Here is a 25,354-nt window from a genome sequence, read left to right as displayed (position 1 = left end):
GGTCAGGCGAGGAAGCGGGTCACTTCGGCGCAGAACCGCTCGGATTCCGTGCGATGCACGTAGTGGCCCGCGTCGATGGCCAGCAGCCGCCCCCGCGGCACCGCCCCGGCGACCTCGGCCAGCAAGGACCGGGGCACGGGGCTGGACAGCCCCCCGCTGATCACCAGCGTCTCGGCGGTGACCTCCCCGAGCCGCCGCCACCACCCGGGGTCCGCCCGCCTCAGACCGTCGATGACCGGGCGCACCGCGGCGCTGTCCAGCCCGCCCGCCCTGCGCAGCTCGCGGAACTCCCGGTACAGGGAGATGACGGGTGCCGGGTCGTCGGTCGAGCGCGCCCGCAGCTCCGCCTCGGCCGCAGTGTCGCGCGGGGGCGGCGGGGTGTCCTCGACCACCAGCCTGCGGACCCTGGAGGGATGGCGCTGGGCGACGAGCCAGGCGAGATGACCGCCCATGGAATGCCCCACCAGGTCGACACGGTCCAGCCGGTGCCGGTCCAGCAGGTGCATCACGTCCCGGTACATCGACTCGAAGGTGTACGCGTCGGCCCTGGGGCTCCGCCCGTGCCCGCGGAGGTCCGGCACGAACGACCGGTGTCCCCGGGGCGCCAGCGCGGCGACGAGCCGGTCCCAGCTCCGTCCGGTGTCTCCCAGCGCGTGCAGCAGGACCACCGGTCCGCCCGCCGGATCGCCGGTGACCCGGCAGTCCAGCACCAACGGCGTCTCGTCCGCCGCACCCTGACCCGACGTCTGGTCCGCGTCACGCAGCACGCGGGCGATGCTATCCGCCGTCGGCCCCGGTATACAGAGGGCCTGTCGCGCCGTCCTCGGGGGCGCCGCGCGGATCCCCGGCCGGGCCCGTACGGCAGCGGATACCCTCGTACGGGTGATCCACCTCGCCACCGCCGACGTCAGCGCCCCCCACGGCCCGCACGAGCAGCACAAGGCCGGGCGTGCCGCGGCGGCGGGCGCGCTGCGACGGGCCGGGGGTACGAGCGTGGAGGTGGGCCGGCGTTTTGACGGGGCGCCGGTGTTTCCGGCGGGGTTCGTCGGCTCCATCGCCCACACCCGGCGGCTCGCCGTCGCCGCCGTGTGCCCGGCCGAGGAGGCGCGGGGCATCGGCGTCGACCTGGAGACGGACACCGTGGGGGAGCACCTCCACCGCATCCTGTTGCGGGAGGAGGAACGCGAGCATCTCTGGACACCCGCCGACGGACCCACGCTGAGGGCGCTCTTCGTCGCCAAGGAGGCCGCGTTCAAGGCGTTCTCGGCGTGCGGGGAACGGGTGGTGCGGACGTTCTGGCGCGTCCGGCTGGAACGGCCCGCGCCCGGCACCGGCGACTTGCTGGCCCGGGCCGGCGACGAACGCGCCTGGGTCCGGGTGCGGGCGGACGGCGACGGGGCCTGGGCGGTGGCCGTACTCCTGCGGCCGGAACAGGCGCACGCCTGAGCCCGGCCCGGACGTGGGACGCGGCGGGAACCGGGCCGCCCGGCCGGGCCCCGTCCCTGCCACGAGGTCCTGCGGTGGCTCAGGAGCGGGTGCTCGCCACGAGATAGTCCACGATGGCCGTGACCGTCTGCTGGTGCCAGACCAGATTGGCCGGGAGCTTGCGCTCCAGCACGCGTTCCAGCCGGCGCCGGATGACGATCGCCATCACCGAGTCCATCCCCGCCTTCAGCAGCGACCGGTCCGGGTCGAGCTGCGCCCGGTCCAGCTTCATCTCGCTGACGACGACGGAGACCGTCCGCTCGTGCAGCAGGGCCCGGAGCGCCTCCTCGGACAGCTCGCCGAGATCCCGGGTCCCGGCCGTCTCCTCCCGCGCCGACACCGTCGGTCCGTCCTCGGCGAGGTCGCGCAGCAGACCCGTCCGGCGCGCGCCGTCCGGGAGGGGCACGGTACGCAGCACCGCGAGGGAGGCGGCGCCGGTCCCCCCGGCGTGGTCCCAGGCGCCGAAGGCCTCGGGCGCCGTGATGTCACCGACCCCGTGCGCCGCCAGCTCGGCGTCCACCGCCGCGTTGGCCGCCATGCCCGTGCCCCGCCACGACGTCCACGCCAGACTCATGCTGCCGACGGCACCGAGCGTGTGGTCGTGGGCGGCCATGGCGTCGAGGAACGCGTTGGCGGACGCGTAGGCGGCCTGGCCGGTGAGGCCCAGGTACTGCCCGCACGAGGAGAAGTGGACCAGGAAGTCGAGGGATCCCGGCGGGAAGAGGCGATGCAGGGTGAGGGCGCCGCCGGCCTTCGGCCGCATGACCGCCGTCAGGGCGGCCAGGTCCAGCCGGTCGACGAGCTGGTCCTCCAGCACACCGGCGGCGTGGACGACCCCACGGATCGGCGGCATGCCCAGGGCGTCCGGGTCCAGGACGGCAGTCGCCGCCTCCGCGTCGGAGAGGTCGACGGACACCACCCGTACCGTCGCGCCGAGAGCTTCGAGCCCGCGGACGGTGCCGACGCGGCGCGCCAGGACCTCGTCGGTGACCGCGTCCCACCGCGACCGGGGCGGCAGGCCACCGCGTCCGGCCAGCACGAGACGGCGTGCTCCCCGCTCCACCAGCCACCGGGCGACCTCGCCACCCAGGCTGCCCAGGCCGCCCGTGACGAGGTAGGTGCCGTCCTGCCGGCACCGCAGCGGGGTGTGGTCCGCGCCCGCGCCGTTGCGCACCAGCCGGTTCGCCCGGGCCCCGCCGTCGCGGACCGCGACGACGTCCTCCCCGGGGTCGCCGGCGATGACACCGAGCGCGGTGACGAGGTCGGCCCGCGTGGGCCGCCGGCCGAGGTCGAGCGTCCCGCCCCACAGCTCGGGGTGTTCGCCCGCGACGACCCGGCCCAGACCCCACCGGGCCGCCTGGGCCACGGCGTCGAGACGGTCCGCCTCGCGGACCCCGCGGGTCACCGACCAGAGCCTCGCCGTACCCGGCGGCCACGGGCCGAGCCGCCGCGCCGTACGAGCGAGCAGCCACGCCTCCCGCACGGCGCGCTCGCCGGCCTCCCGCTCCGGCCGGTCCGGCAACGGCAGCAGGATCACGTCCACGGGTCCGGACAACTCACCGCGCAGGGCTTCGAGGCCGTCCGGGTCCTCCGTCACCAGGCAGGGGACGCCCAGGCCGTCGGCCGTGGCCCGCAGTGCCGTCGGCAGTTCCCCGGCCGCGCCGACCAGCACCAGTGGCCGGGGGGCGCCGGAGCCGTCGAGCGACAGCGGCACCCAGTCCGTGCGGAACAGCAGCTCCCCGGGCGCGCCCGGCCGTGCCCCGGTCTCCGCGCCCGCGTACCGCACCCCGGCCAGCACGGCCACGGTCCGTCCGTCCTCCGCCGTGACACACACGCTCACCGTCGCGCCGGCGTCGGTGACCGGGCCTTCGACGCGTGCGACGAGGCGGGCGCGCGACGGTGGTTCGCCGGTGGTCCACACCCGCCCGACGCCGGCCACCACCCGCAGGGCGGCGGGTCCGGGGAAGGCGACGGCCGCCATGGACAGCGCGGCGTCGAACAGCGGCGCCCAGGTGGCCCGGGACGCCGGTTCGTCGCCCGCGACGACGTCCGCGCGCAGCCCCTCCCCTAAGCGCTCCAGCCGCTCCACCCGCCACGGGAAGGCCGTCCCCGGCACGCCGACGGAGGCGAGGGCCGTGACGATCCGGTCCGCAGGGAGCCACGTCCCCGGTCCGGTGTCGCTGGGCGGGACGGGGGGCGGCACGGGATCGTCGGACCCGGAGGCCATCGCGTGGGTCAGCCACGGCTGCCCGTCCGCGCCCGCGTCACCCGGGCCCGGGTCGTCCGCGCCGGGACCGTCCGGACCGGTGGTCCTGGACAGCAGACGGACCACGCCGTCCTGCGCGATCACGTCGACGTCCCGGGCCGTGGTCAGGGTCAGCGGCAGCTCGAACGACACGTCGGTGAGGCCGCACGGCCGCTCGTCCCGCCCGGCGGCCTCCAGGAACGTCTGGAGGACGACCGCCGCCGGGACGATCTCCACGCCGTGGAGGGAGTGGCTGCCCGGGTACGGTCGCGACCCCATGTCGACACGGGTGCGCCAGAGGTCGAGCGGGGTGGTCCCCGCCAGGGTGGTACGCGGCCCCAGCAGGGTGCGGCTCGATGTGTCGTGCCGTCCGCGGTCGGCCCTGCGCACCGGCAGGTCGCGCCAGTAGCGGCGGCGCCGCCAGCTCCGCGCCGGGAGCGACAGGGGCTCCGTGTCCGGGCCCGGGGGCCGGTCGAGGGCCACGCCGTGGCAGTACAGCGTCCCCGCGTTTTCCAGCAGTTGCTCCCGCTCCCCGGTGTCGCGGCGCAGGGACGCGGCGGCACAGTGCCCGTCGGCCCCGACCGCGTCCAGCGTCTCCTGCACGGAGTGCCGGACCACCGGGTGGGCCGACACCTCCAGGAAGGTCCTGAACCCGTCCTCGGCCGCCGCGGCCACCGCCCCGGACAGCCGTACCGGGTTGCGCAGATTGGCCGCCCAGTAGGCGCCGTCGCGGGCAGCCGCGTCGCGTGGGTCGTCCAGCGCGGTGCCGTACAGGGGGATCCGCGGGGCGCCGACGGTGAGCCCGGCCGCGGCCTCGGCGAGCTCCCGCATCAGGGGCTCCATCTGCGGGCTGTGGAAGGCCACGTCACTGTCGACCCGGCGCACGACCAGGTCCGGGTCGCCCGCCAGTTCCCGGGCGAGGGCGTCGATCTCCGCCGCCGCGCCGGCCACCACGGTCTGCGTGGGGGAGGCGAGCACCGCCGGCGCCACGGTGCCGGCGGCGCCCAGCCGGGCGGCGGCCTCCGCGGCGGGCAGGCCGATCATCAGCATGCCGCCCGCACCGGCCACCCGCCGCAGCAGGACACTGCGGCGGCACACCAGCCGCGCCCCGTCCTCCAGCGACAGGACCCCGGCCGTCACGGCGGCCGCGATCTCCCCCATCGAGTGGCCGACGACGGCCGCGGGCCGCACCCCGAGCGACTGCCATACGGCGGCCAGGCCCACCTGGACCGCGTAGATCATCACTTGGGCGACGTCCACCGAGGTGACGTCCCCGTCCTCGATCATCCCCCGGGCCGTCGCGCCCATCTCCTCGGCGAAGACCGGCCCGATCCGGTCGATCACCCCGGCGAAGACGGGGTCCGCGGCGAGCAGTTCACGGCCCATGCCCTTCCACTGGGCGCCGGTCCCGGAGAAGACCCACACCACGCGGTCCGCGCCGTCACCCGCCACCGCGCCCTCGGCGACACCGGGTGCCGTGTCACCCGTGGCGAAACGCCGCAGCCGGCTCCCCAGCTCGGCGTGGTCGGCGGCGACGACGGCGACACGGCGGTCCAGGTGGCTGCGCCGGGCCCACAGGTCCCGCGCGAGCGAGCCGAGCGCGACGCCCGCTCCCGGTCCGTCCAGCCAGTCGGCGAGCCGGGCCGCGTCCTCCCGGAGTGCCGTCCCGGACCGGCCGGAGAGCGGGAACAGGCGCGGCAGCCCCGGGTCGTCCCCGGACACGGCGGCCGGCCCGGGCCGGGCCGGCGCCTCCTCCAGGACGACGTGGGCGATGGTGCCGCCGTAGCCGAAGCTGGAGACACCCGCCCGGCGGGGACGGCCGCCACGGGGCCACGGGGTGAGTTCCCGCGTCACCCGGAGCCCTGAACCCTCCCACGGGATAAGCGGGTTGGGGGTGGAGAAGTGCGCGCTGGGCGGGATCTCCTCGTGCACCAGGGCGAGGATCGTCTTGATCATCCCGGCGATCCCCGAGCCGGCCTCCAGGTGCCCGATGTTGCCCTTGACGGAACCGATGAGGCAGGGGCTGCCCGCCGGCCGGCCCGCGCCGACGACCGCGGCCAGCGCGCCCGCCTCCAGCGGATCGCCCGCGACGGTCCCGGTGCCGTGGGCCTCCACGTAGTCGACGGTGCCGGGGGCGATGCCGCACCGCGCGTACGTCCCGCGCAGCAGGTCCGCCTGTGCGTCACCGTCGGGCGCCATGATGCCGGCGGTGCGCCCGTCCTGGCTCACACCGCTGCCGCGGATCACCGCCAGGACGCGGTCCCCGGCCCGCTCGGCGTCCGACAGGCGCTTGAGGACGAGTACGCCCGCTCCCTCCCCCCGGCCGTAACCGTCCGCCGCCGCGTCGAACGGCTTGCTGCGGCCGTCCGGCGAGGTGGCGCCCGCGCGGTCCAGGGTCACCGACAGGCCCGGCGCGACCATCAGGTTCACCCCCGCGGCCAGCGCCACGTCGGACTCCCCGCAGAGCAGGCTCCGGCGGGCCAGGTGGACACCGACCAGGGAGGCCGAGCACGCGGTGTCCACGGCGAGGCTGGGGCCGCGCAGGTCCAGGCTGTGGGAGATGCGGTTGGCGGTGGCGCACAGCGCCGCACCGATGCCGGTCCAGGCCTCGATCCCGGGCAGGTCCTCCAGCAGCCGGCGCCCGTAGTCGTCCGAACCGACGCCCACGAACACGCCGCAGTCACTGCCGCCCAGACCGAGGGGCGGGATCCCCGCGTGCTCCAGGGCCTCCCACGCCAGCTCCAGCAGCAGCCGTTGCTGCGGGTCCATCAGCTCCGCCTCGCGCGGCGAGACACCGAAGAACTCCGCGTCGAATCCGGCGATGTCGGCGAGAAAACCGCCCCGGCTCGTGGTGTTCCGTACGACGGCCGCGTGCTCCTGTCCCACGTCCGCGTACGGCGCCCAGCGCTCCGCTCCGTCGCCGGTGCCGTCCCGGCCCTGGACGAGCAGCTCCCAGAAGGCGTCCGGGGAATCGGCGCCGCCGGGATACCGGCAGCTCAGCCCGACCACGGCGACAGGCTCCTCGTGCCCGGCGGCCGCCTCCTCCCGCGCGGCTCCCGCACTCGTCACGCCCGGCTCCCCTCGGTGCCCGCGCCGAGCCGGCCCGGGGGTTCCAGCACCGTCACCACCGCCGCGGTGATCATCAGCCCGGGTCCGGCGCTCAGCAGCAGCAGGTGGTCGCCGGCGCTCATCCGGCCGCCCTCGACGAGGTGGTTGAGCTGGAGCCCGACGTCGGCGGCGCCCGCGTGACCCACGTCGCGGAAGAACTCCACGTCACCCAGCGACGCGTCCAGGCCCATCGGACGCAGGTGGCTGTCGAGGAAGTCGGTGGTGCCCGCCCCGAGATGGAGCACCCGCGACAGGTCCGCCACGGTGATGCCCGCCTCGCCCGTCACCTGTTCGACCAGCTTCGCACCGCTCGCGGCGTACTCCTGGCCGATCTGGGCCGCCTGCGGGCCCAACTCCTCGACCATCGCCTCCAGGTGCTCGTTCATGTCGAGCTTCCGTCCGGTGGTGACCGCCGGGGGGAAGATCGGCTCGTGCCCGCGGTTCAGGATCTCGAACCGGGGGAGCGACACCGACTCCACGGAACGCAGTGCGGCCCAGCCGGACCGCTTCGACAGGACGACCGCGGTGCCCGCGTCGGCGAGCACCGCGTCCCGGTGGGCGTACCACCGGTCGACCGAGGGGGCGCCGAAGTTGTCCGCGCTGCTCACCACGGCGCCGTTGCGGGACGGCGCGCACAGCAGGTACTGGGCGGCCATCTCCAGGGCGGCGAGGAACGCGTTGCACCCCTGCTCCACCGTCAGCGCCGGGATCGGGGAACCGAGGGTGGCACGCAGGATGTAGTGCGGCGCCGACCAGCCGTCGGGACCCTGGTGGTAGGCGCAGGAGTGGACGAGGATGTCGATGTCGTCCGGGCCGAGACCCGAGCGGTCCACCGCCTGCCGGACGGCCGCCACCGCCATGTCCGGCGCCGACGTACCGTCGGCCACGGCGATGTTCCGCCACCCGCAGGCGTCCATCCGCTCCCTGTCGTACGCGCCGCGCCGGACCGCCTCCTCCACGCTGACCCTGGGCGGGACGTGGGCCCCGGTCCCTGCCAGGAAGATGCTGTCAGTTCTCACTGTCACGGTTCCTTAACTGACCGGTCCGGGGCCTGATGACCTTCCCGGTCTCGGTGGTCGGCAGTTCCGCCACGGAGGCGAAGACATGGGGGACGTGAGAGGGCGACAACCGCTCCCGGCAGAAGCGCTCCAGCTTGTCCAGGTCGACCGTGGCGGGTGTCACCGTGGCGCTGATCCGCTGTCCGAGGACCGGATCGTCCACCCCGGACACCAGACACGAGGCGACGTCCGGGAAGGCCAGCAGGACGGCCTCGATCTCCTCGGGGCTGACCTTGGCGCCCGCGACGTTGATGCTGGTGGACAGGCGCCCGGCGAGCACGAGCTCCGGCCCCTCCCACCGGGCCAGGTCGCCCGTGGTGAAACCGTCCCGCAACGACCTCGCGTCGACGCCCTCCCCGTCGGCGTAACCGAGCATCATCGACGGCGAGGTGACGGTCACCAGCCCCGTCACGCGTGCTCCCGTCGACGCGCGGGAACTCCCGGCGGCCTCCGGGACCGGGGAGAGCCGGACCTCCACACCGGGCAGGGGCGCGCCGGGCCCGGCGGCGCCCGGCCGCCACGGGACGGGCGCGCTCACGCAGATCGGCCCGGTCTCCGTCGTCCCGTAGACCTGGCCGACGTGTCCGCCCAGCCGGGTCGCGACCAGTTCGCAGGTGTGCGCGTCCAGCGCCATGCCGGCGGAGAGGAAACCGACCGCACGGCCGGCGTCCGGCCGGCCGCGGGCGGCTTTGGCGAGCAGCCGCAGCATGGGCGGCACGCCGACGAAGAGCGTCACGTCGCCGGCGGCGAGTTCACGCAGCAGCAGGCGCGGCCTGTCGGGCGCCGTATAGCGGACGGGCGCACCCGCCAGGGTCGCGGCGACGGCGCACAGCCCGAAGCCGTACGCGTGCTGGAGGGGTACCGGACACAGCAGCCGGCTCTCCGGCCTCAGCCCCAGGGCCGTACGGTAGCCCTCCGCCTCGGCCAGCAGGGCGGCGGCGGAGCGCAGCGCGACCCGGGGGTACCCGGTGGTCCCCGACGTGATCTGCGCCGTCGCCGCCTCGTCGAAGACCCGGTGCCGCGCCGTCCGCCCGCCGGATTCCCGGGCCCCGCTCAGCGTCCGCGCGCCCAGGTCCGCGACCGTCACCGGCAGGGCCTGCGGCGCCTCGCGCGGGGCCGCGAGGAAGTCGAGTGCGCAGTGGTCGCCGAGCCGCCGCAGCTCCCACGGTGTCGTCCGGCGCGAGAGCGGAACGGCGGCCGCCCCGGTGGCGATGACCGCGAACACGTCGCTGACGAACTCGGCCGCGGGCCGGGCGACGGTACCCACGAGGGCACCCGGCCCGACGCCCGCCTCACCGAAGGCACGGGCCTTGGCTTCCACGAGTTCGGCCAGCCGGCCGGCGGTGATGGTCCCCGAAGCGTCGGTGACCAGCGGCGTGTCCCCAAAGCGGGCACCCTGCTCGAGAAGCAGGGAGAGCAGCTTCGCGCGCGCGCCGGTCATCCGAGTTCGGTCAGCCCGCGCCGCAGTGCCCCAGCCGCCTTGTCGAGGACCTCCCCGGTGTGCGCGGTGGACAGGAACCACGGTTCCAGCGCGTTGGGGTGGAAGTAGACGCCCTCCCGCTGGGCCAGGACCTGGAACCGGCGGTGCCGGGGGAAGTCGATGGCCTCGGTGAGGTCGCGCAGCGTGTCGGACCTCTCCAGCGGCTTCTTGAGCAGGGAGACGCACATCAGGGTGCCGACCCGGTTGATGTGCACGGGCCGCTTCTCCGCGGCGAAGATCTCGCGCAGGGCGTTCTCCGCGCCGGCGCCGACGCCCTCCAGCTCGTCGTAGAGACCGGGCCGTGCGCGGATCTTGGTCAGCATGGTGACGACCGCGCGGAGGGCCGCGTGGTTCCCGGCGTATACGCCGGCGTGGTACGCCTCGTTCGTGGCGAGCATCCGCATCGCGTCCCTGCGTCCGCCGAAGGCGGCGACCGGGAACCCGCCGCCCATGACCTTGGACAGGACCGTGAGGTCGGGCTCGACGCCGTACAGCTCCTGCGCGCCCCCGCGGGCGACCCGGAAACCGGTGATCACCTCGTCGAAGACCAGCATCGCGCCGCTGCGGGCGGTGAGGTCGCGCAGCAGCTCCAGGAAGCCCGGTAAGGGAGGGATCACGCCGGCGTTGGTCAGCACCGGCTCCAGGATGACGGCCGCGACCCGGCCGCCGTCACGCGCGAACAGCTCCTTGACGGCTTCGGCGTCGTTCCACGGCAGCTGCGCGGTGTGGGCGAGCGCCCCGGGGATCATGCCCGGCGCCCCGGGGACGACATCGGTCGGCCGGGCGCCCTTCACCTGGAACGTGGTCTTGCTGCCCGCCCGCAGAACGGTCTCGCTCCATCCGTGGTAGTGCCCGTCGAAGGTGACCACCAGCGAACGCCCCGTGGTGGCACGGGCGAGCCGCAGCACGGAAGCGACCGCCTCCGTACCGGAATTGGCGAACCTGACCTGCTCGACGCCCGGCACCAGTTCGGCGATCAGCGATCCGGCCGCCGCGTCCAGCTCGTGCGGCAGACCGGTCATATGGCCCCTGGTGAACTGGTCGGCCACCGCGTCGGCCACATCGCGGTCGGCGTAACCGAAGAGGTGGGGTCCATAGCCCATGTTGAAGTCCACGAGCTCGTTGTCCTCGACATCCCGGAGCAGGCATCCGTCGGCACGCCGCACGACGAGTGGCACGGGGACGGCCGCTGCCCGCATACTGCTGCTGACACCGCCGGCGACGACCTCCTTGATGCTTTCCAGACAATCAGCATTCGTCCGACGTTCTGCGTCCCTGGGGCCCACTGAATACCTCCGGCGTCGTCGGTCTGATCCGGCATCACAGAATGCCCCAGCACTTTCGCGGCCAACAACGGTGATTGCCGGAATGGCCGGAATACGGGGGTGACGGGCCCGTCCCGGGTGGCAGGATCACACGGGTGATCAGCCGCGCTGCGGAAGGGGAATGTGATGTCGTCTCGGGGCGTCGCCGTGATCACGGGGGCGGGATCGGGCCTCGGTGCCGCGATCGCCGTACGACTGGCCGCCACCCATGATGTCGTGCTGACCCATCTGACGGCGGACTCCGGACTCGACGACACCGCCGAACGGGTGACGGCGGCGGGTGCGGACATCCTCGCCACGGTGGTAGGGGACCTCACGCACGAGGAGACCATGGACCGCCTGGAGGAATCCATGGCCGCGTGCGGTCAAAGGCTCGACGTCCTCGTGTGCAATGCCGGGGCGTACACCTACACGCCGTGGCAGGACACCACATGGGACGATGTGCGCTCGGCCCTGGACGTCAATCTCCTCGCGCACATAGCCTGCGCGCGGGCCGCCACACCTCATTTGGTGGCACGCGGGACGGGCCGAATAGTGGCCGTTTCCACGGTGCTCACGCGGGTAGGGCGCGTGGAACTCGCCCCGTACATCGCGGCGAAAGGCGGCCTGGAATCATTCGTCCGCGCCCTGTCCCGCGAACTCGGCCCGCACGGGATCACGGTGAATTCCGTCAGACCGGGTTCGATCGAGCTGAGTACCGATCAACGGTCTCACCCGGATTACCCGTCCTGGCGGCAACGGGAATTCGCCCGGCAATGCATCAAACGGCATGGGCGCCCCGAAGACGTGGCCGCGGCCGTGGCGTTTTTGACTTCTCCCGAGGCCGGTTTCGTCACCGGCCAGAGTCTGACCGTCGACGGCGGCTGGGACCTCAACTGACCTGCGCAGCAGGCCGATCCAAGGACCATCACGCGAATGGCGTACGCACAGGAACAGAACCCCCCGACCCACGTGTGGCTGGTGCGGCACGCGCAGTCGCACGCCAGCGTCAAAAGACTGATCGCGGGCCCCGGTACCTGCCCCGGCCTCACGGAGCTGGGCCGGGAACAGGCGGCGCGGCTCACGGCACGACTGACGGCCGAACCACTCCGGCCGGACGCGCTGTTGACCAGCCCGGTGCGCAGGGCCCGCGAGACGGCCGAGATCCTGGCGAGCGGTCTGGGACTCGGGGCACCGGCCGTGGAGGCACGGGCCCGCGAACTCGACTTCGGGGCGGCCGACGGCCTCTCGATCGACGAGTACCGGCGCACCCACGGCACGTTCGACATGACCGCGCACCCCGACCGGCCCTTCGCCCCCGGCGGTGAGACGTGGAACCGGTTCCGGACGCGGGCGGGCCGGGTTCTCGCCGACCTGATGTCCCGCCACCGAGGCGGTACGGTCGTCGTGGTGTGCCACGCCGGTCTGATCGCCGCGGCGATGTCGGCGCTGCTGGACGTCGAGCCACCGGTGCTGTTCACGGACACCACACCCGCGACGACCTCCATCAACGAGTTCGCCCATGACGGCTCTCGATGGCACCTGCTCCGCTTCGACGACGCGAAGCACATCGACGGGGCGAGTCATGTCGACGGGGCCGACTGAGGGGGCCGAGCGCCTTCGGTCGCGAGGTGGTTGACGTGTGCCGGTGACCCTCGCGGTGAAGGCCGTCCGGGAGGCGCTGCGTCCGTCGGGGGCGACCCTGCACGAGGCCGAGGGCGTGGTGCACGCGCGGTACGAAACCCTCGGTGCCCGAGTGCGGCGCACACCGCCCGACCCGCTCGACGTCCCCGGACTCGCAGCGCGTGCCGCCGCCCTCCCCGGCCGTGTGGCCGCGGTGGAGGCACTGCGGGACGGCGACACCACGCGACGACACCTGGTCGCGATCCTGGACTTGTTGATCGTTTCGGAATGCCTTCCGGAGTCGGCGGAGGCAGACGATCGAGCAGGCAAGTTCGAGCAGACCTTGGTGGAGGTCCGCTCGGCGTTCGTAGCGGATGCGGAGCCGCTTGAACTGGTGGAACCAGGCGAAGGTGCACTCCACCACCCACCTGGTGCGTCCGAGACCAGAACCGTGCGGAGCACCACGCCGGGCAATCACGGGTTTGATACCGTGTTTCCACAGCAGCCGACGGTACTTGTCGAAGTCGTAGCCGCGGTCGGCGAACAGGCGCTTGGGCCTGCTGCGGGGCCGTCCGCGCAGCCCGGCTATCGGCGGAATTGCGTCCAGCAGCGGGATCAATTCCGTCACGTCGTGACGGTTCCCTCCGGTCAGAGAGGCCGCCAGCGGGGTACCGTGCCGGTCAACGATCACGTGGTGCTTGGAGCCTGGGCGGGCGCGGTCAACCGGCGATGGCCCGACATCTCCCCCTCCCTTCAAGGCTCTGATGTGTGAACCGTCGATCGCGCAGTCGTCCATCTCCAGCTTTCCTGCGGTCCGTAGCTCGGTCAGGAGTGCTTGATGCAGGCGCGGCCAGACACGGGCCTGGGTCCAATCGCGCAAGCGTCGCCAGCTGGTGACTCCTGAGCAACCGATCAGCATTGCGGGCGCGTCTCTCCACGCCACTCCCTTGCGCAGGACGTACACGATGCCCGCCAGTGCCACCCGGTCGGGAGTGCGCACTCGTCCGGGGCATCGGTGCCTGCGCGCCGGTGGTGCGGGAAGCAAGGGCTCGACACGCTCCCACAGGTCATCAGGAACGAGATCGTCAGTCACGTGTCGAGCCCTCGGCCCGGTCGCAGCGACGTGAGTGCTGTGGCGCCGGCCGATCCCGGTCGGTACACCTCGCCCGCTCGGCCGGAGCATGCGCGGGCTGATGCCGTCGTCGGCGGCTTCCGCAGAGCTTCAGTGCCACGATGCTGGTGGGGACGGTGAGGATCATCAGCGCACCGCAGCCGACGAGGACAGCGGGTGCGCTGGTCCGGTCGAGGAGAAAGCCTCCGAGGGCGGCTCCGAGGGGAGAAGCTGTCAGGAGTACGGCGCTGCGTGCGGCCAGAACCGTGGTGAGGGAGTCGGCGGGTGCGCGGTCCTGGATCAGAGTGAAAGAGAGCGCGGAGTAGGGGCCGTAGACGAGTCCGGCGAAAGCGAAGCCGATCAAGGAAGGGATGGCGGTGTCCGTGAGGGCGAAAGGGAGCATCCCGATGCCGTGGCCCGCGATGATGCCGAGCATGGCCGGCCACAGGGGAAGCCTTTTGGCCGCGCCCAGGGCGAGGGCGCCGATGACGGCTCCGATACCGAAGGCGGACCAGTAGGCGCCGAGCAGCCCGGCGCCGGCATCGAGGTCATCGGAGACGAACAGAGGAAGGGCGACTTCGACGGGGCCGAAGGCGAGGTTGAACACCCAGGTCACGAGGAGCAGGCCGAACAGTTCCGGCTGGCGGCGCAGGATGCTCAGGCCGCCCTGTGTGCCGCCGGTCACTGGGGGCACCGGTGTCCGGGGCAGGGGGGTGCGGCCGGTCTGGAGGGCGAGCATGGCGAACGTGGCGGCGTCCAGGCCGATGATCCACGCCGGGGACACCATGCCCACGAGAAGGCCCGTGAGAGCGGGGCCCGCGATGGTCGCGGTCCAGAGGCTGGTGCTGATCACGCTGTTGGCCGCCAGGCGTTCGTCTTCGAGGAGCAAAGGGGCGAAGAGTGCGTGCTTTCCGGCCTTGCCCCAGGCGTGCAGCAGCGAGGAGGCGCCCAGGAGCCCGACATACACGGCCGGGGTGAGCAGCCCCGCCATGTGTGCGAACGGGACCGCCCCCAGCAGTACGGCCCGTAGCGTGGAGTCGGTAACCAGGAGCCGTCGCGCGGGCAGCCGGCGCATCCACCTGCCCAGAACCAGGGCGCCCAGCGCGCCGGGCAGGACATAGGCGGCGACAGCGATGCCCGCCAGCGCGCCTTGGCCGCCGTCCGGGCCAAGTGCGAGCGCAAGCCACGCGACCGCGACGACGGTCATGCCGTCGCCCAGGTCGGACAACGCGAAGACCGGCATCAGCCGCCGAAAGGTGCGGTCGGCGAACAGTGAACGGTAGGGGCCAGGCAGCAGGCGTCCCGGTGCGGCTGAGAACATGCAGGTCACAGTCGCGCTTCAAGCATGCTTGAAGTCAAGGCCGGACCGAGGAGGGGCGGGCATGCGGTATCTACCCATTGGCGAGCTCGCGGAAAAAGCCCATGTGCGTGCTTCGGCACTGCGCTATTGGGAGGAGCGCGGTCTGCTGCCAGGCGCGCGTCGCGAAGGCGGGCGTCGGGTATGGCCCGCGACCACCATCCGCCGGGTCGCTCTGATAAAGATGGCGCAGCGGGCGGGCTTCACCCTCGCCGAGATCACGCAACTGCTGGCCGAAGACACCACGCCATCCGCAACCCGTCAGTGGCGGGACATGGCTACGCGCAAGCTGCCCGAACTCGATCGTCACATCGCGCAGACCCAAGCCCTGCGGCAGGCAGTTGCGGACTGCCTGGAGTGCGGTTGCATGAAATTCGATCAGTGCGTACTACTCGACACCACGGACGTGGCGCCCTGACCGCAAACGCTCGGCGGCCGCAACTGCCTGGCTCTGTCGATGAGGAGCGGCAACACTCACCCACATTTTGAAACGAACAGTTGGTCGCGGTCCTGGGCTCCCCGGCGCGGGAGGGCCACCTGGTGTTCCTCATCGCCCTCCGACCTGTTTCCCCGAGGTCAGCGGCCGTGCTGAGCAGGCGGAGTACACACATTCGGAGTCAGGGCCGAGCCATGCCTGAGCGGGAGGCCGGCGACACCTGGCTCTCTCACGTCCGGCCGACGAACTCCCCGTCACCTCTTCGGGAGGTGTCGTACGGCTCTGCGCAGCCAGGGTGGCATGTGACCTCGGGCGTACCGGCCGACGCGCGCGCGGGCCCGGGTCATGAGCACGAGGGCTCGGGCGTAGGCCGGGGTGGGTGTGGTCAGGTCCGCCGTCAGTGTCACTTCGATCCCGCCGTTGTACTGCGCCGACAGGTTGTAGAGGAAGGTGCACAGCGTGGCCAGTGCGGTACCGAGGACGACCTCCATGGTGGCGATGCCGAGGGCGATGGTCAGGACGGAGCCGAGGGAAGGCAGGGTGTCCGGGGCCAGGACCTCCACCAGGACCCACGCGACGGTCATGGTGGTGATGACGACGACGCCGAGGCCGGTGAGGAAGAGGAAGCTGGTCAGCATCACCGACCACGGGCCCCCCTCACTGACACGGAGCCGCATCGGCTGTGGGCCGGCGGACCGGGAAGTGCCGACCGGTGCCGGGGGAGGCGGGGCCGCAGGTGCTGGGCCGGCCCGGCCGCCGGGTGAGAAGACGGCCACTTCCGGGGATGCCGCGGGATCTCCGCCTCGGGCGGACCGGCGGGCCGCGGCGGCGCCGGTGGAGAAGAGGCGGCCGGTGCGCGGTCCGGCCGGGCCGTCGGGCACCGGGGCCGTCACCGTGCGATCGCCGGATTTCGTCCGCGGCGCCGCCGACCGTACCTCCGGGTCGGGCTCGGACACAGGTCGTGGGCCGTCCCCACTGGACGGCACGGCCCCTTCCCGTTCCATGGGCCCGCTCCGGCGTATGTGCAGTGGGGTGTCCCGTTGCCTCGACGCCGGCTGCCGACGTGCGGTGCCGCGGGGGCTGCGTTTGGCTCGGCTCATGCCTGTCTGTGCCTTCCGCATCGAAACGGACCTGCTCAGACCGCCGGGCGGTCAGGGGGCCTACGGCCCTCGGTTCGACGGTAGGTAACCTTTCGTGTTCGCGCACATCCAAAGGTGACCCAGCGTGCCTGGCACGGTTCGCGCCACACGTCCGCGGAGGCGGGGTCGGGGGAGGAGCGGCCGGATCCGCGGGACTGCCGACGGGCACCCACGGCGTGGACCTGCGTGACGTCCCCGTGCCCGCTGGCATCTGCTTCCACCGCGCGGAGAGCTGGCCGTACCGGCACCCGCTGAAGCGGCTCACCTTCCCGGGCGGAGGTGCGCTGGTGCCGGCCGAGCTGGAGGAGGGCTAGGGTCTGCCGTTCGCATCCGGGCGCGGGGTGGCCGCGGTGGATCGTCGGCGGAGGGCGACCGGGCCGAGCGGCACGAACGCCGCCTCAACGGTTGTCGGCCGGGTCCGGGCCCCGCAGGGCGCCGGTGAGCGGGGCCAACACGCGCCATCCCATCGTCTCGTACAGGGCCCGACCGTCCGGCGTCGCGCCCAGCACACCCGCCTCGGCTCCCTGCTGTGCGGCGACGTGGGTGAGCGTGTGCATCACCAGGCGTCCCAGACCTCGGCGCTGGTGGCCCGGGTCGGTCTCCACCTGGTCGACCACGGCGGTGGGACCGGTCACGGCGACCTGGCCGCGCGCGGCGAAAGCACCGTCGCGGTTACGCACCAGAGCGCGCGTGACACCGTCACGTGTCCAGGTGTCCACCCGGTACCCCTCGGGGGCCGGGGTGGGGGCGGTGGGCAGGGAGACGGACATCAGGTAGCCGGGTCCGCCGGCGAGGTGCCAGCCGGGAGCGAGCCAGGGTTCGAGCGTTTCCGGCGCGACGAAGGTCTTCAGCCAGACGCCGGGTGCGGTGGCGAGCTTGGTGATCTCGTGGACGGTCGCTTCGTCCGCGGAGTGCACGACGTGGCGCATGACGTGTGCGGGCAGGCCCACGTCGATGGTGTAACCCCAGGCGGAGGCCACCGGTTCGGCTGCCCCGCGCGAAGCGGACCAACCGTGGACCCATGCCCGTACGGCGTCTGCCGTGTGCGCGAAGGACAAGACTTCCCCCTTGAAGTAATAGGTGAACTCCTAAAATGATTATTACATCAAGAGAGCGGAGGCATGCCGGTACGGGGGGAGCCCGGTCCGATCTTCTGGTCGGACCGGGGCTGACTGCGCCACCGAGCCCGTAGCTCATCCGCAGTGGGCGACCGGGTCGAGCAGCAAGGTCGTATCGTCGACCACGCCCGTGGCTCCTGCATGATCGTCCTTCCGTCGGGAACCGAGATGATCACGCAGGTCCACGGCCATCCTGCATCCGGCACCGTGCCCGAACGGGTGACGACAATCGGCCGGGTGTGGTTCGCTGCCAGGGTGACTAAGGACTTGGAGATCGTCGCATTCGAATCCGCTGAGGCGTTCGATGCGTGGCTCGGCGAGAACCACGCCCTCTCGTCGGGCATCTGGCTCAAGCTTCGTAAGAAGGGCCCCGGAGTGACCGCGCTGGACTACACCCAGGCGCTCGACGTGGCACTCTGTCACGGCTGGATCGACGGTCAGAAGGCGAAGTTCGACGACCAGTGGTGGCTCCAACGGTTCACCCCGCGCAAGCCGCGCAGCAAGTGGTCCAAGGCCAACCGGGACAAGGTGGCGGCCCTGATCGAGCAGGGCCGGATACGGCCGCCGGGACAGGCCGAGGTCGACCGCGCCAAGGCAGACGGCCGCTGGGAAGCGGCCTACGACGGCGCGAGGACCGCCACGGTGCCGGACGACCTCGCGGCGGCCCTGACCGCCGACCGGGCCGCGGCGGAGTTCTTCGAGACGCTGGACCGGCAGAACCGCTACGCGATCCTGTACCGGATCCAAGACGCCAAGAAGGCCGAGACCCGGGCGCGCCGGATCGAGAAGTACGTAGCGATGCTGGCTAAGGGCGAGAAGCTGCACCCGTAGTCACGGAGAGGGGCTCTGGCCGTGTGCTGCCCGGGACTCCCGGCGCGCCTGCGGCCCCGGCAGTAGCCACCAGTCGCCGTCGCTGAGCGTGACGAAACGTCAGAGGCGCTGAGCAGGCGCACCGCTCAAGATCGAAGATCCATCCTTTCCGTCCTCAGCCGCGTCCCTCCCTTGCCGCGGGCCGCGCGGCCCCTGCGATTGGCGGGAGCGGTGCGGGGCCACGCCCGTCCCTGTGCGGAGGGAAACGTGGTCCCGCGGGGTCTCGACAACTCGGGCGTGGGCCGGCGCCTGCCCCAGGCCAGGAGATCAGCAGGGCCAGCCGGGAAGGTGCGTGCGCCGTCTGCTGGGCGGAGGCGCTGATGCCGAAGTCCCGGCGGTGGCTCGGTGGGCAGCCGTTGACGGACAGGGCGAGGTCGGCCATGAAGACATCCGCGTCCGCGGCCGTTTCCCAGGCCAGGGCCAGCCCCTCACGTCCCCGCTCGGTGTCGGATATCGGGTTGCCCGCCAGCAGGCCCGGATAGTCACCGGGGGAGACCTCGGCGGCTTGCTCCGGCTTCTCGCTATCCGAACGGTCCCACCAAGCGATGGTCATGTGCACTGCTTCACCCTGCGATGTGGACCTGTTGTGATCAGTGTCGGCGCGCGGCCCGTCGCGGGCGGCCGCCCACCGGTCAGAGCTGAGAGCCGCCCGTGGCGTCGATGACCTGGCCGGTGACCCAGCGTGCGCTGTCGCTGGCGAGGAAGGCGACGACGTCGGCGACGTCCTCGGGGTGTCCCACCCGGCCGCGCCACCGTGCTGTTCTGGCAGCACGGCTACGAGGGCGTGTCCGTCTCGGAACTCACGGCGGCCATGGGCATCTCCCCGCCGAGCCGGTACGCGGCGTTCGGGAACAAACGGGAGCTGTTCGCCGAGGTCGCCGACCGCTACGGCGACACCTTCGGGGCGTTCATGGGGCGGGCGCCGGCGGAGGAGGCGGACGCGTGTGAGGCGTTCGCGCGGATGCTGCGGGAGGCGGCGGCCCACTACACCGATCCGCGGCATCCGGCCGGGTGTCTCATCACGTCGGCCGCCATGAACTACTCGCCTCAGGACGAGGAGGTCGCGGCCGATCTGCGTCGGGCGCGGGTGTCCAACGTCGAGGCCTTCGAAGCACGCCTGGCCGCGGCCCGGGCCGGTCGACAGCTTTCCGCCACGGCCGACCCGCACGCGCTCGCGGTGTACTTCGCCGCAGTCGTCCAAGGCATGTCGCGACAGGCGCGGGACGGGGCCACACCGGCGGCTCTGTCGGCGGTCGCCGACCTGGCCATGACGGCGTGGCCGAAGTGACACCCACGGCCTCGCGGAGGCCTCGGAGAGGGTGGCGGTCGGCGTAGCGATCGCGAGCCGCCGCCGACGTGGGTGAAGGGCCGGTTCGCTGGTTCGTCGCGAGCCGGGGCGTCGGGATGCGCTGTCTGTCGTCGGCTCGGCGGCACCCTCGTGACCCGCCGGCCCCCCAACTACGGGGGCGCGCAGCCCCAGGCGTCGCCTGTCGGGTACGTGACTTGACTCGTGCCCTAGAAGCACTCGTCAACTGCTCTGAGAGCAGGGGAACTTCCCTGCCCGCACCGCAGGCATGCCGCGGCCGTGACGGGCAATCAGAGAGGAACCGAAGGAGATGAAAGAAACCAACCCTGACAGATAGGGAGATAACGATGTCGTCCTACAGCACAGGCGCGCACAAGACGAGCCGGACGAGCGGACTGGCGGTCGCGGGACTCGTCTGCGGCATCGTCGGCATCTTCATCCTGCCGATCGTCCTGGGGCCACTGGCCATCATCTTCGGTGCCGTGGCGCTGCGTCAGACCGGCTCCGTGATGGCCAAGTGGGACATCGGCCTCGGAGTCGTCGACCTCGTCCTCATGATCGCGATGTTCGTCATCGCCGCCAACAACGGCGGCAGCTTCACCTGGCACATCGGCTGACCCGGCCCCGCACCGGTCGCGGACGCAGTCGGTACACCCCACCGCTGACGCGCAGGACGGATACCGTACTAGGGCCTCTCGTTCGGATCGTGCCGGGCTCGCGGGGTCTGGCACCGCGCCTCGCCGCGTTGTCGTCGGTTGCCATGGCTCCGCCATGACGCCCTCCTCCGCCTTGCGATCCACGGCACCGGACCCCGCTCCCTGATCCGGCCCGATCCGAACGAAAGACCCTAGGTCCCCGGCACGGAAAGGCGACGACGCCATGCACAGCTCTGCCCGCAGGAGTTCGGTCCGTGAAAGCCTCGTGCTGGGTGCGGCCCTGGTGTCGGTCACGCTCTGCGCCTCGGCCGGTTGGGCAGCCACCGAAGACACGGCAGGGGTCAAGGCCCCGGTCTCCGCTGTCCGTGCGAGCGGCGAAAGCCGTTGCCCCGTCGTGTACTTCGACCTGGGCGAAACCCTCCTGCACACCGCGGACGACGGCACCACTTCCTACCAGCGTGGCGCGGCCTCGTACCTGCGCTCCTTGCGGGAACGCCACATCGAAGTCGGCCTGATCACCAATGTCCCGTCTTCATGGGGCACGACCGACGCCGAACGGGCCGCCAGGCTGAAACAGGAGGTCGACGCCACGTGGCAGGGGTCGACCCCCTTCGCCTGGGAGGACTTCGGGCACCGGATCCTCACCCCACGAACCGAGAGCGAGCGCAAGCCGGCTCCGATCCTCTGGCAGCGCGCGAAGGCCGACTCGGGCCGGTGCCGTGTTGTGTACGAGGCGGAAACGGCCGAAGAGGTCGAGGTGGCCGCCTCGCTGGGCTTCGTGCCGTACCAGGTCGACCGACCCTACCGGCCCGCGTTCCTGCCGGTGGGACTGATCGAACTCCTCGGCCGTCAGCCCCGCTGACACGTTGGACATCGCCGGGCGGGAAGGCGCGGAAGGACGAGGTCTTTTCGCGCTGATCCGCTGATCGGGGGATGCCGGAGCGCCGCGCGGGCGCCTCGGTATTGCTCGGTCTCGCATCTCGGGGCCGGCCGCTGTCTCCCGGCGCGAAGACGGTCAGCCGGTGTCCGCGGGGCACCGGCTGACCGTCTTCGCCGTCATCAGGAACGGGTGGCGGGCTCGTGTTCCACCGTGACGAGCGGGTGCCGCGTCCGCCGCGGGGCTCGCAGGAGCGCGGTGACGATGACAGCGGCCAGAGCCGCCGCCACGGCTCCGCCGAGCAGGGCGATGTGCATGGCGTCGATGAACGCCAGGCGTGCCTGTTCGGCGACGGGGCCGCCGATGCCGTGTGCTGCGGCCAGTGAGGAGCGGGCGGCCTGTGCGACGGGTTCAGGGGTTCGGCCGAGGTGGAGGTGGCTGCGGTAAGCGGCACTGAGCATGCTGCCGAGGACCGCGATGCCGAGTGCGCCGCCGAGTTCGCGGGAGAGGTCGTTCATCGCCGAGCCGACACTCTGCAAGGAACGGGGCAGGGCCTCGGTGATCGCCGTGGTCGCCGGCGTCATGGCCAGCCCCATCCCCGCGCCCAGCGGCACCAGTCCGGCAGCGATCAACCCGTAAGGGCTGTCCACGTCCAGCCGCGAGAGCACGCCCATGGCGCAGGCGACGGCGACCAGGCCCACCGTCCAGGGTGCGCGGGCCCCGAAGCGGGCCACCAAGCGCGGAGTGAGCCGGGACAGGGGCACCATGGCCAGCGCCATGGGGATCATCGAGGTCGCGGCCAGGAGTGCGCTGTCACCCCTGACGAGCTGGAGGTACTGCATGAACACGAAGATGAAGCCGAAGAACACGAAGAACTGCATCGTGATGGAGAGAGAGCCGGCGGCGAAGTGACGGTGGCGGAACAGGCGCGGGTCCAACAAGGGGTGCGGTCGCCGCAGTTCGTACCGCACGAACACGGTCAGGAACAGCAGACCGAGCCCGAGGCCGCCGATGGTCGCCGGGTCGCCCCAGCCGCGAGTCGGCGCTTCGATCACCGAGTAGACCAGGGCGACAAGACCGGCGACGGACAGGAGAGCTCCGGCGACATCCAGGCGTGGCCGCTGCGCTTCGGCCGACTCCGGAACGACACGGAATGTGCCCGCCAGGGCCACGGCGGCCAGCGCCACGTTGAGCCAGAACACCGATCGCCACGACCACTGCTCGAGCAGGGCCCCGGTGGCGAAGACACCCAACAGTGCGCTGGCTCCGGCGACGGCGGCCCAGACACTCACCGCACGGGCCCGCTGGCCGGGCGGGAACGTGGTGGTGATCGTGGACAAGGTGGCCGGCATGACCAGGGCGGCGCCCACTCCGAGCAGTCCGCGCAGGCCGATCAGCGCCGTGGGGCTGGTGGTGAGGACGGCCGCGGCGGAACCAGCGCCGAAGAGGGCGAGCCCCACCAGAAGCGCTTTGCGGCGGCCGAACCGGTCACCGAGGGCTCCGGCCGGCAGCAGCAGTGAGGCGAAGACGAGGCTGTACGCGTCGACGATCCACGACAGGTCCGTCTGTGTGGCGTGGGTGTCACGGGCGAGGTCGGGGAGCGCCACGTTGAGGGACGCCATGGCGGCGACCACGGTGCCCAGGGCGAGACAGGTGACGACCAGCACCGGGGTGTGGCGCACCCCGGACGAGGAGGGGGCGGCAGGGGGCGAGGACATGCTGGCTCTCTTCCGTCGGCCGGCATCCGGCGGTTCCGGCGATCAGTTCAAGACTCGCCGAGGCCCTCTGCCGCGACTACTCTGATGAAATCGCGAGGTCCGGGCACGTGCTGGCTCTGCCAGTGCCGTACTGCGCGTCACCGGGTCTCTCATCCCTCCGAGCCGCAGTACGCTGCTCGCCGGCTCGGAGGATTTCCCGCATCCGCGGAGCGTCTGATGAATTCAATCAGCAGGGCGGCGGGCGGGGAGGGGCGACATCGGGCCCGACGAATCCCGTGCCGTTCACCCGCAGCCCCTCGACAAGCCGAAGATGCCGATGTCCGTCACACCCGCTCGCCACCCGGACGGTCCTGCCCTCCCGTACGAGACCGACCCGGCCGGCGCGGCCGCGACCTCAGCCCTGCGACCGCGGACCGGCGGACTAACATCTCATCCGTGACGAATGAGACGTCGCGGCGCGGGCGTAGACCCGGCCGGCCCGACACGCGGCGGAACATACTGGCCGTCGCTCGCCGACGCTTCATGCAGGACGGCTACCGAGCGGTGACCATGCGGTCGATCGCTGCCGAGGCGGATGTCGACCTGGCCCTGCTCAGCTACTACTTCGGTTCGAAGAGGGGACTCTTCGGGGCAGCTCTGGCCCTGTCCGCCAACCCGGCGGAACTGCTCGCCCAACTCCTCCGGGAGGGCGCGCGGGACACCTTCCCCGAACGGGTGCTCCAGCAGGTGATGGCAGCGTGGGAGGAACCGGAGTCCGCAACCGCCCTGCTGGCCATGCTCAAGGGTGCCGTCCACGACGAGGCCGTCACCTCCCTGGTCAAAGAGGCGCTGGAAGGCGAGATCGTGGCCCGGCTCGCCGAACTCGTCGGCGGAGCGAACGCGGGCAAGCACGCCGCGGCCTTCTCCTCGGTGCTGGCAGGCCTGATCATCACCCGGTACGTGTTGCGGCTGGAGCCCGTTGCCTCCATGAGCCGTGACGAGGTGATCCGCACCTTCGGCCCGCAGCTGCGCCTGGCCATCGGCATGCCCATCCGGCGGCCTGCCAGACCCAGCCCTCACGCCTGAGCAATCATTCCCCACGGGATGCGTCAGGTGCTTCACCGCGCTGCCGCGCTCGTGCCACGCCCCGTCCGACCGTCACCCGTACCGCACTGCCCGCCGATGTCCCGCCGTCCGCGGTGCGGACATCGCGGTGATGAAACGGCCGTGTGACCCAGCCGCCCGTGACCTCACGCGGACGGCGAGGCCGCGCGGGACAGGGCTCGCCCCTGCATGCCGCTCACCGTGTGCCCTGCCGGCGCAGCCGCCGACGCATGAACAGCCAGCCGCACACGTAGCAGGGGCCCGCCACCGCCCAGGTAAGAGGCACGGATGACGCCCTGCCGGTGAGGGCGTGGGCGATCACGGTCACTCCGAGCCAGCCGGCGGTGGCACCGACGAGACCGGCGATCAGTGCACCGAAACCGCCCGACCCCCGCGTCCCCCGCGGGGTCGTCAACCACAGCACCAGCGTGGCCAGCAGGAGGGCGAGCGCGCCGAGCAGCGCGATGAGGGCGGGTACCGCGGGCTGCGCGAGGAAGGGGATTCGGTACGCGAATGTCTGGACGGCGGTGAGGACCATCAGCACGGCACCGAGGAAGGCGTTGCGGAGCAGGGTGATCTCACCCTGTCGTCGCTGTAGATCCGCCTCCTGACGCGTGGAGACCTCCCGGCGTCGCTGGAGTGCGGTCTCCGCCTCGACCGTCAGGGCCGCCAGGGCATCGCGACCGCGCTCGCAGCCCGCTTGCAGGTGGACCAGGCTGTCTTCCAGACTCTGTGCGAACCAGTCCGCCAGGGCGAGGTCTTCGGCGAAGGACCCCTGGGCGCCCCGGGGGAGGCCGGCGGCAGCCGTGAGGGCGCGCATGTTGGCCTCGGCGATCCGGACGGTGCTGCGCATCTCCCTCAGCCGGGTGATCCGCTGGGTGAGTCCGGCCGAGCCCGCTATGAGGGACAGCAATCGGTGCCGCCACGTGGTGAGTTCGACGCTCCACGAATCGGAAGGGGACTCGGCGTGGCTGGGGCACCGGTCCAGCGCCGCCAGCGCGTCGTCCACGATTCCGGCGGTGCCACCGGGTGGATCGCCGGTGTGCGCACCGTGCACGCGCATCTCGTACCGGAGCCTGGAGGCGTCCGCCAGATAGCGGGCGAACGCCGGCGGTGCGCTGCCGCCCTGGCTCCACAGCCAGCGCTCGGCCTCCAGCGGCTGGTAGTCCCGGTCGGTCGTCACCACGACCAGGCGCCGCAGTTGCCGGCCCTCCGACCCATCCGCCCCGTCCACCAATTCCCAGACGGCGAGGGCGGGATGGGCTGTCGTCGTCCCCGGTCCCAGGCGCAACGGTGTTTCGCCAGGCGGCAGTTCGGACCGGACCGCGTCCTCCGTCCCGGACTCTCCCCGCTGCCCCGCCGTCCGTGAGCGGCCGGTAG

At 72.2% G+C, this 25,354-nt stretch carries 19 protein-coding genes and 3 pseudogenes; 10 read left to right on the top strand and 12 right to left on the bottom strand.

Going from position 1 to position 25,354, the window contains the following annotated elements; translation table 11 throughout:
* Positions 1-2 precede the first annotated feature (2 nt).
* Positions 3-767 (bottom strand): alpha/beta fold hydrolase, encoded by a 765-nt coding sequence (locus ACIQVT_RS02220; RefSeq protein WP_403746044.1) that lies wholly within the window; start codon positions 765-767, stop codon positions 3-5.
* Between the two features lie 115 nt (positions 768-882).
* On the opposite strand from ACIQVT_RS02220, the gene ACIQVT_RS02215 reads away from it, so the two are divergent.
* Positions 883-1,446, top strand: a complete 564-nt coding sequence (locus ACIQVT_RS02215) for a 4'-phosphopantetheinyl transferase superfamily protein (protein WP_403746042.1) — start codon at positions 883-885, stop codon at positions 1,444-1,446.
* Positions 1,447-1,525: 79 nt separating this feature from the next.
* Here ACIQVT_RS02215 and ACIQVT_RS02210 read toward each other — a convergent pair whose 3' ends face one another.
* From ACIQVT_RS02210 to ACIQVT_RS02195, 4 genes are read right to left on the bottom strand one after another with little or no spacing between them, the layout of a single operon-like run.
* The gene (locus ACIQVT_RS02210; protein ID WP_403746040.1) at positions 1,526-6,799 is read right to left on the bottom strand and encodes a type I polyketide synthase; all 5,274 of its coding nucleotides are present in this window, start codon (positions 6,797-6,799) and stop codon (positions 1,526-1,528) included.
* Complete coding sequence (locus ACIQVT_RS02205; RefSeq protein WP_403746038.1) at positions 6,796-7,857, bottom strand: ketoacyl-ACP synthase III family protein; 1,062 nt, start codon at positions 7,855-7,857, stop codon at positions 6,796-6,798. Before ACIQVT_RS02205 ends, ACIQVT_RS02210 begins: the two co-directional genes overlap by 4 nt.
* Positions 7,847-9,337: a class I adenylate-forming enzyme family protein gene (locus ACIQVT_RS02200; protein WP_403746036.1), complete on the bottom strand. Its 1,491-nt coding sequence runs from the start codon at positions 9,335-9,337 to the stop codon at positions 7,847-7,849. Before ACIQVT_RS02200 ends, ACIQVT_RS02205 begins: the two co-directional genes overlap by 11 nt.
* The gene (locus tag ACIQVT_RS02195; protein WP_403746035.1) at positions 9,334-10,554 is read right to left on the bottom strand and encodes an aspartate aminotransferase family protein; all 1,221 of its coding nucleotides are present in this window, start codon (positions 10,552-10,554) and stop codon (positions 9,334-9,336) included. The genes ACIQVT_RS02200 and ACIQVT_RS02195 overlap by 4 nt, the downstream gene beginning before the upstream one ends.
* Before the next feature lie 273 nt (positions 10,555-10,827).
* Here ACIQVT_RS02195 and ACIQVT_RS02190 point away from each other — a divergent pair, with 273 nt between their 5' ends.
* Both ACIQVT_RS02190 and ACIQVT_RS02185 read left to right on the top strand, forming a co-directional pair.
* Positions 10,828-11,580, top strand: a complete 753-nt coding sequence (locus ACIQVT_RS02190) for an SDR family NAD(P)-dependent oxidoreductase (RefSeq protein WP_403746033.1) — start codon at positions 10,828-10,830, stop codon at positions 11,578-11,580.
* A gap of 36 nt (positions 11,581-11,616) precedes the next feature.
* The gene (locus ACIQVT_RS02185) at positions 11,617-12,285 is read left to right on the top strand and encodes a histidine phosphatase family protein (protein WP_403746031.1); all 669 of its coding nucleotides are present in this window, start codon (positions 11,617-11,619) and stop codon (positions 12,283-12,285) included.
* Between the two features lie 307 nt (positions 12,286-12,592).
* Here the strand turns inward: ACIQVT_RS02185 and ACIQVT_RS02180 are convergent.
* Together ACIQVT_RS02180 and ACIQVT_RS02175 are read right to left on the bottom strand one after the other, a co-directional pair.
* Positions 12,593-13,396, bottom strand: a pseudogene (locus ACIQVT_RS02180) (IS5 family transposase); the annotation flags it as partial.
* The gene (locus tag ACIQVT_RS02175; protein WP_403747862.1) at positions 13,389-14,735 is read right to left on the bottom strand and encodes an MFS transporter; all 1,347 of its coding nucleotides are present in this window, start codon (positions 14,733-14,735) and stop codon (positions 13,389-13,391) included. The gene ACIQVT_RS02175 and the pseudogene ACIQVT_RS02180, both read right to left, overlap by 8 nt.
* Before the next feature lie 61 nt (positions 14,736-14,796).
* Here ACIQVT_RS02175 and ACIQVT_RS02170 point away from each other — a divergent pair, with 61 nt between their 5' ends.
* Positions 14,797-15,189 (top strand): MerR family transcriptional regulator, encoded by a 393-nt coding sequence (locus ACIQVT_RS02170; protein ID WP_362001055.1) that lies wholly within the window; start codon positions 14,797-14,799, stop codon positions 15,187-15,189.
* A 272-nt stretch (positions 15,190-15,461) separates the two neighbouring features.
* On the opposite strand, the gene ACIQVT_RS02165 is transcribed toward ACIQVT_RS02170, so the two are convergent.
* On the bottom strand, positions 15,462-15,845 hold the full coding sequence (locus ACIQVT_RS02165) for a DUF3566 domain-containing protein (protein ID WP_403746028.1): 384 nt from the start codon (positions 15,843-15,845) through the stop codon (positions 15,462-15,464).
* Between the two features lie 677 nt (positions 15,846-16,522).
* On the opposite strand from ACIQVT_RS02165, the gene ACIQVT_RS02160 reads away from it, so the two are divergent.
* On the top strand, positions 16,523-16,660 hold the full coding sequence (locus ACIQVT_RS02160; protein ID WP_403746026.1) for a hypothetical protein: 138 nt from the start codon (positions 16,523-16,525) through the stop codon (positions 16,658-16,660).
* Positions 16,661-16,744: 84 nt separating this feature from the next.
* Here ACIQVT_RS02160 and ACIQVT_RS02155 read toward each other — a convergent pair whose 3' ends face one another.
* On the bottom strand, positions 16,745-17,296 hold the full coding sequence (locus ACIQVT_RS02155; RefSeq protein ID WP_403746023.1) for a GNAT family N-acetyltransferase: 552 nt from the start codon (positions 17,294-17,296) through the stop codon (positions 16,745-16,747).
* 405 nt (positions 17,297-17,701) lie between these two features.
* On the opposite strand from ACIQVT_RS02155, the gene ACIQVT_RS02150 reads away from it, so the two are divergent.
* Positions 17,702-18,295 (top strand): YdeI family protein, encoded by a 594-nt coding sequence (locus ACIQVT_RS02150; RefSeq protein WP_403747860.1) that lies wholly within the window; start codon positions 17,702-17,704, stop codon positions 18,293-18,295.
* Positions 18,296-18,966: 671 nt separating this feature from the next.
* Here the strand turns inward: ACIQVT_RS02150 and ACIQVT_RS02145 are convergent.
* Positions 18,967-19,080, bottom strand: a pseudogene (locus tag ACIQVT_RS02145) (SDR family oxidoreductase); the annotation flags it as partial.
* 8 nt (positions 19,081-19,088) lie between these two features.
* Here ACIQVT_RS02145 and ACIQVT_RS02140 point away from each other — a divergent pair.
* The 3 genes from ACIQVT_RS02140 (at position 19,089) to ACIQVT_RS02130 (ending at position 21,158) form a co-directional block, all read left to right on the top strand.
* Positions 19,089-19,622 carry a TetR/AcrR family transcriptional regulator gene (locus ACIQVT_RS02140; protein ID WP_403746020.1) on the top strand — a complete coding sequence of 178 codons (534 nt, stop codon included), beginning with the start codon at positions 19,089-19,091 and terminating at the stop codon, positions 19,620-19,622.
* A 365-nt stretch (positions 19,623-19,987) separates the two neighbouring features.
* Positions 19,988-20,257, top strand: a complete 270-nt coding sequence (locus ACIQVT_RS02135; RefSeq protein ID WP_403746017.1) for a DUF4190 domain-containing protein — start codon at positions 19,988-19,990, stop codon at positions 20,255-20,257.
* Positions 20,258-20,519: 262 nt separating this feature from the next.
* The gene (locus ACIQVT_RS02130) at positions 20,520-21,158 is read left to right on the top strand and encodes a hypothetical protein (protein ID WP_403746014.1); all 639 of its coding nucleotides are present in this window, start codon (positions 20,520-20,522) and stop codon (positions 21,156-21,158) included.
* 197 nt (positions 21,159-21,355) lie between these two features.
* Here the strand turns inward: ACIQVT_RS02130 and ACIQVT_RS02125 are convergent, their stop codons facing one another.
* A complete protein-coding gene (locus ACIQVT_RS02125; RefSeq protein ID WP_403746009.1) occupies positions 21,356-22,891 on the bottom strand; it encodes an MFS transporter in 1,536 nt (511 codons plus the stop codon).
* A gap of 84 nt (positions 22,892-22,975) precedes the next feature.
* On the opposite strand from ACIQVT_RS02125, the gene ACIQVT_RS02120 reads away from it, so the two are divergent.
* On the top strand, positions 22,976-23,956 hold the full coding sequence (locus ACIQVT_RS02120) for a TetR family transcriptional regulator (protein WP_403746006.1): 981 nt from the start codon (positions 22,976-22,978) through the stop codon (positions 23,954-23,956).
* 214 nt (positions 23,957-24,170) lie between these two features.
* On the opposite strand, the pseudogene ACIQVT_RS02115 reads toward ACIQVT_RS02120, so the two are convergent.
* Positions 24,171-25,337: pseudogene (locus tag ACIQVT_RS02115) on the bottom strand (CATRA conflict system CASPASE/TPR repeat-associated protein); the annotation flags it as partial.
* Positions 25,338-25,354 lie beyond the last annotated feature (17 nt).

Source organism: Streptomyces sp. NPDC100445 (genome assembly GCF_044759735.1).
Classification (GTDB): Bacteria; Actinomycetota; Actinomycetes; order Streptomycetales; family Streptomycetaceae; genus Streptomyces.
This window is presented reverse-complemented; position numbering and strand designations above follow the sequence as displayed.

Coding starts and splice junctions, on each gene's coding strand:
- ACIQVT_RS02130 (WP_403746014.1), top strand. CDS start 20,520: ATGCACAGCTCTGCCCGCAGGAGTTCGGTCCGTGAAAGCCTCGTGCTG.
- ACIQVT_RS02170 (WP_362001055.1), top strand. CDS start 14,797: ATGCGGTATCTACCCATTGGCGAGCTCGCGGAAAAAGCCCATGTGCGT.
- ACIQVT_RS02190 (WP_403746033.1), top strand. CDS start 10,828: ATGTCGTCTCGGGGCGTCGCCGTGATCACGGGGGCGGGATCGGGCCTC.
- ACIQVT_RS02200 (WP_403746036.1), bottom strand. CDS start 9,337: ATGACCGGCGCGCGCGCGAAGCTGCTCTCCCTGCTTCTCGAGCAGGGT.
- ACIQVT_RS02125 (WP_403746009.1), bottom strand. CDS start 22,891: ATGTCCTCGCCCCCTGCCGCCCCCTCCTCGTCCGGGGTGCGCCACACC.
- ACIQVT_RS02135 (WP_403746017.1), top strand. CDS start 19,988: ATGTCGTCCTACAGCACAGGCGCGCACAAGACGAGCCGGACGAGCGGA.
- ACIQVT_RS02165 (WP_403746028.1), bottom strand. CDS start 15,845: ATGCTGACCAGCTTCCTCTTCCTCACCGGCCTCGGCGTCGTCGTCATC.
- ACIQVT_RS02185 (WP_403746031.1), top strand. CDS start 11,617: ATGGCGTACGCACAGGAACAGAACCCCCCGACCCACGTGTGGCTGGTG.
- ACIQVT_RS02175 (WP_403747862.1), bottom strand. CDS start 14,735: ATGTTCTCAGCCGCACCGGGACGCCTGCTGCCTGGCCCCTACCGTTCA.
- ACIQVT_RS02120 (WP_403746006.1), top strand. CDS start 22,976: ATGAAATCGCGAGGTCCGGGCACGTGCTGGCTCTGCCAGTGCCGTACT.